Source organism: Bacillus sp. LL01, assembly GCF_001037965.1.
In genome coordinates this window covers 1-4,475 of sequence record NZ_LFEL01000156.1, presented here as the reverse complement: position 1 = coordinate 4,475, position 4,475 = coordinate 1, and the positions used below count along the sequence as shown (strand labels likewise).

3 protein-coding genes and 1 pseudogene are annotated in these 4,475 nt (G+C 36.4%); 2 read left to right on the top strand and 2 right to left on the bottom strand.

All coding sequences use genetic code 11. The annotated features are described in order from the left end of the window. Both AB685_RS26850 and gdhA read right to left on the bottom strand, forming a co-directional pair. Window positions 1–891, bottom strand: an 891-nt coding sequence (locus AB685_RS26850) for a BCCT family transporter (RefSeq protein WP_047973655.1), incomplete at its 3' end; no start/stop codon positions are given. A 349-nt stretch (window positions 892–1,240) separates the two neighbouring features. Then, window positions 1,241–2,623: an NADP-specific glutamate dehydrogenase gene (gdhA, locus tag AB685_RS26845; RefSeq protein WP_047973654.1), complete on the bottom strand. Its 1,383-nt coding sequence runs from the start codon at window positions 2,621–2,623 to the stop codon at window positions 1,241–1,243. Between the two features lie 161 nt (window positions 2,624–2,784). On the opposite strand from gdhA, the gene AB685_RS26840 reads away from it, so the two are divergent. After that, the gene (locus AB685_RS26840; protein WP_047973653.1) at window positions 2,785–3,690 is read left to right on the top strand and encodes a LysR family transcriptional regulator; all 906 of its coding nucleotides are present in this window, start codon (window positions 2,785–2,787) and stop codon (window positions 3,688–3,690) included. A gap of 179 nt (window positions 3,691–3,869) precedes the next feature. After that, window positions 3,870–4,475, top strand: a pseudogene (locus tag AB685_RS26835) (malate synthase G); the annotation flags it as partial.

Here is a 4,475-nt window from a genome sequence, read left to right as displayed (position 1 = left end):
ACCGACACTCTCTGTAAAATAATCAAGTATGAAGATACCAGGTCCTGCTATCAAGATGAATAAAGCAAATGCGCCTGCAAGATACATATTAAAGGTACTTAATCTTTTAATACCTTTTTCTATACCTAAGAAAGCACTCATTGAGAATAGAATGACCCAGATGATGGTTACGATCAAAGTCAATCCAAAAGTCACTTCGATTGAGAATAATTTAGCCAAATTATAAGTGACAATAGGCGTTCCTAGCCCTAAGGTTACCGCTGCCCCTGWGAGTATACTCACAAGAAAGATCATGTCTAGGAATTTACCGCCTAAACCATCTGTAAAATGATCCCCAAAGATGCACCGGCACGCTTCAGAAATTCTCATCAGCGGACGTTTACGAACATGTAAGATATATCCCATAGCGGGTGCTGCCATAACGAAAATAGCAAATACTTGGAAACTCCACAGGAACATACTATAAGCATTTCCCATCAGCAAAGCTTCTGAAGACTGAGCTTCTATCCCAAAAGGAGGATCTAAAGCAACGGATGACCATTGTACCATCCCTGTCCGCATAATAGTGGAGCCAACACCCATTGCTATCAAGATTGAAGCATATTCGAACAAAGTAAATCGTGGCTTCTCTTTTGGATCGCCTAAAACGACTTTTCCGTACTTAGAAAACGAAATGTATAATCCGGCACCTAATAAAATAATTCCATACCAAATGTATCCCCAACTAAAAATCTCCACAATCGTATCGAATATCCAATTTAACAAATCTAAAGAACGTGATTCATAAATTGAAAAGGGGATACTAAAAGCAATGATAATAAGCAAAGATGGCACAAATATCTTGTAATCTATCAAGTGTTCTTTGCTTATATTTTTTCTTCCTTTACTCAAAAAAAACCTCCTGTTCTCCTTATTAAGTTCTTCATAAACTAATATTATAAGAATATAATYCCTAACTCGTATATACCTATATAAGAAACCTTTAAAACATATAACAGGCACTTTCTATTATTTTTTAATAAAATTATGACCTTGACTAAGGAAATAGATAGTTTTGTCCCTTATAAAGAAAGCAGATTAGTTAGTCCTTTTTAAGAAAGGCAATTCCTAGATAGCTTCTTGAAAGAAAGTAAAAACGCGCCTTCTCCGATAGGTGAAGGCGCGTTAGTTGGTTAAATATCTCTTATATAGTTTTTGAATTTAAAAGATATGGTAGAAGCAACTTYTTATCAGCTAGTTTCTAAATAACTCCTTGAGAAATCATGGCATCAGCTACCTTTTTAAATCCTGCAATATTAGCCCCGATCACAAGGTTTCCTGGAGCGTCATACTCATCAGCAGCATTCATACTATTTCGATAGATGTCCTTCATGATCTGCTGTAKTTTTTGGTCAACCTCATCAAATGACCAAGAAAGTCGCATGCTGTTTTGAGCCATTTCTAAAGCGGACACAGCGACCCCGCCAGCATTTACTGCTTTGGCTGGACCAAAAAGAATACCATTTTCTAGAAATATTTCAATTGCTTCTAAGGTACATGGCATGTTGGCACCTTCACCAACAGCAACAACTCCATTAGAAATGAGTGTTCTTGCAGCTATATCATCGATTTCATTTTGCGTAGCGCAAGGCAGAGCGATGTCACAAGGAATCGACCATATAGCTGAACAACCTTCAATAAATTGTGTGTTAGGATGCTCTTTTACATATTCACTAATTCGTTTATTCTCAACTTCTTTTAAACGTTTAACGGTAGATAGGTTAATACCGTCTGTATCATAAATATATCCACTTGAGTCACTGCATGCTACTACTTTTGCTCCTAACCTAGTAGCTTTTTCAATAGCATATATGGAGACATTCCCAGACCCGGAAACAACGACGGTTTTATTTTTAAAGCTAAGTCCCCTATCTTTTAGCATTTCTTCTACAAAGTAAACTGTCCCATATCCCGTCGCTTCTTTTCTTCCTAAACTACCACCATAAGAAAATCCTTTACCTGTTAATACCCCAGCTTCATAATGTCCGCGAATTTTTTTATACTGACCAAACATATATCCAATTTCTCTTGCACCGACCCCAATATCACCTGCAGGAACATCAATATTTGGGCCGATATGCTTGCATAGTTCGCTCATGAAACTTTGAGTGAATCGCATAATCTCTCCATCAGATTTTCCTTTTGGATCAAAATCTGATCCACCTTTTCCACCGCCAATTGGTTGCCCGGTTAAGGAATTTTTAAAGATTTGTTCAAAGCCAAGAAATTTAACGATGCTGGCATTAACCGAAGGGTGAAAACGGAKCCCACCTTTGTAAGGACCAATTGCACTGTTAAACTGGACACGAAATCCACGATTTACATGCACTTTTCCTTGGTCATCTACCCAAGGAACTTGAAAACTAATAACCCTTTCAGGTTCCACCATTCTCTCAAGGATCCCATGCTCAATATAGGATGGGTGTTTAGCTAATACAGGGATCAAGGAATCAAAAACTTCTTTAACTGCCTGATGAAATTCATTTTCATTTGGATTTCGTAGTTGAACCATGTTAAATACATCATCTACATAACCTTTAGCCGCTTCAAGTTTTAGATCAAGTACTTTTTCAAGTGTTGCCATCTTATCTCTCCTCCAATTTAAAAATAATGAAGCATATTTTTCCTCTTATTGTTAGATTTTCTCTTATAGTGKATTTTATTATTTATAAATGATCTAAACAATATTGAAAATAGATAGATTCAATGCCAAAATGAGATGAATCGTAACTGGAGGTGAGTGTAATGGAGTTAAGGCAAATTAAATACTTTATGGAAGTAGCGAAACGAGAGCATGTAACAGAGGCTGCAGATGCTTTGCATGTAGCTCAATCCGCTGTGAGCCGTCAAATTGTTAATTTAGAAACGGAATTAGGTGTTGATTTGTTTATAAGAGAGGGACGGAGGGTTAAACTCACACCGATTGGAAAAGTATTTCTTAATCGAATGAATCAAGCAATGAATGTTATTGATAATGCGAGGTTAGAAGTAGAAGAATACTTAGATCCGGAACAAGGGACAATTCGAATTGCTTTCCCAATTAGTATGGCAGCATATACATTGCCCACTGCAATTGTTTCCTTTCGAACAAAATACCCTAAGGTGAAGTTTCAGCTCAAACAAGCCTCTTATCGCGCCCTCATAGATGGGGTAGTAAATGGAGACTTTAATATGGCCTTGATTGGTCCAGTGCCCAAGAACGACCCCAAGGTAAAAAGTGATATTTTATTTACCGAAAATATCGTTGCACTTCTACCCATAAATCATCCGCTAGCCAATCATACATCGTTAAAATTAAATCAACTAAAAGAGGAATCAATTATTTTATTGCCAGATGGATATATTTTGCGAGAACTGATTATCAATGCTTGTTCTAGCCTTGGATTTAAGCCAAAAGTTTCATTTGAAGGTGATGATATTGATGCCTTAAAAGGGCTGGTATCCGCAGGTTTAGGTATTACATTAATACCAGAAATTACACTAGTGGATAATATCCCTCATACTACGGTTAAAATACCAATCGTAGAGCCTACAGTACCACGTACAGTAGGGGTGATTAGATCAAGTGAACGTCAGTTACTTCCGGCAGAAAATTTATTTTATGAATTTCTAAAGATGTTTTTTATAAGGTTAGATGGTTTTAAAAATTAATAGGCTTGGTTAAAAATTAGATTCAATAAAATTCCTATTTAACAAATTTTCAACTAATATGTTTTCAGAATTCTTTATTTTTAATCTATTATGTTATATAATAAAAMCGCAATGTTATATAACAGTCTTGGGTATTGAAATAGGTAAAAATGGAACAGAATTCAAGGAGGGCTAACACTATGASAGACTATATTAAAGTTGGGAATTTGAAAGTAGCTTCAGTGCTCTATCAATTTATTAATACCAAGGCATTACCGGAAAGTGGACTTACAAGTGAAGAATTCTGGGCTAACTTAGAGACATTAATTTCTGAATTCGCTCCAGAAAATAAGGAATTAATAGAGCGTCGTCATGAGCTGCAACAAAAAATCCATAACTGGCATAAGGAAAATAAAGAGAATGTTAATTTTGCAAGTTACAAATCTTTCTTACAAGAGATCGGTTACCTTGAACCGAAAGTGGAGGACTTTGAAATTACAACAGAGAATGTWGATGCAGAAATAGCCCTACAAGCTGGTCCGCAACTTGTCGTTCCTGTTAACAACGCACGTTATGCATTAAATGCTGCTAATGCTCGTTGGGGAAGTTTATATGATGCATTATATGGAACAGATGTGATTTCAGAAGACAATGGTGCTGAAAAGGGTACAGAATATAATCCAGTGCGTGGTGATCAGGTTATTTCAATGGCTAAGGACTTCCTAGATGATACAGTACCATTAAAGGAAGGCTCTCATAAGGACGCAGAGAAGTACTCTATTGAAAATGGGGGATTAGTCGTACAT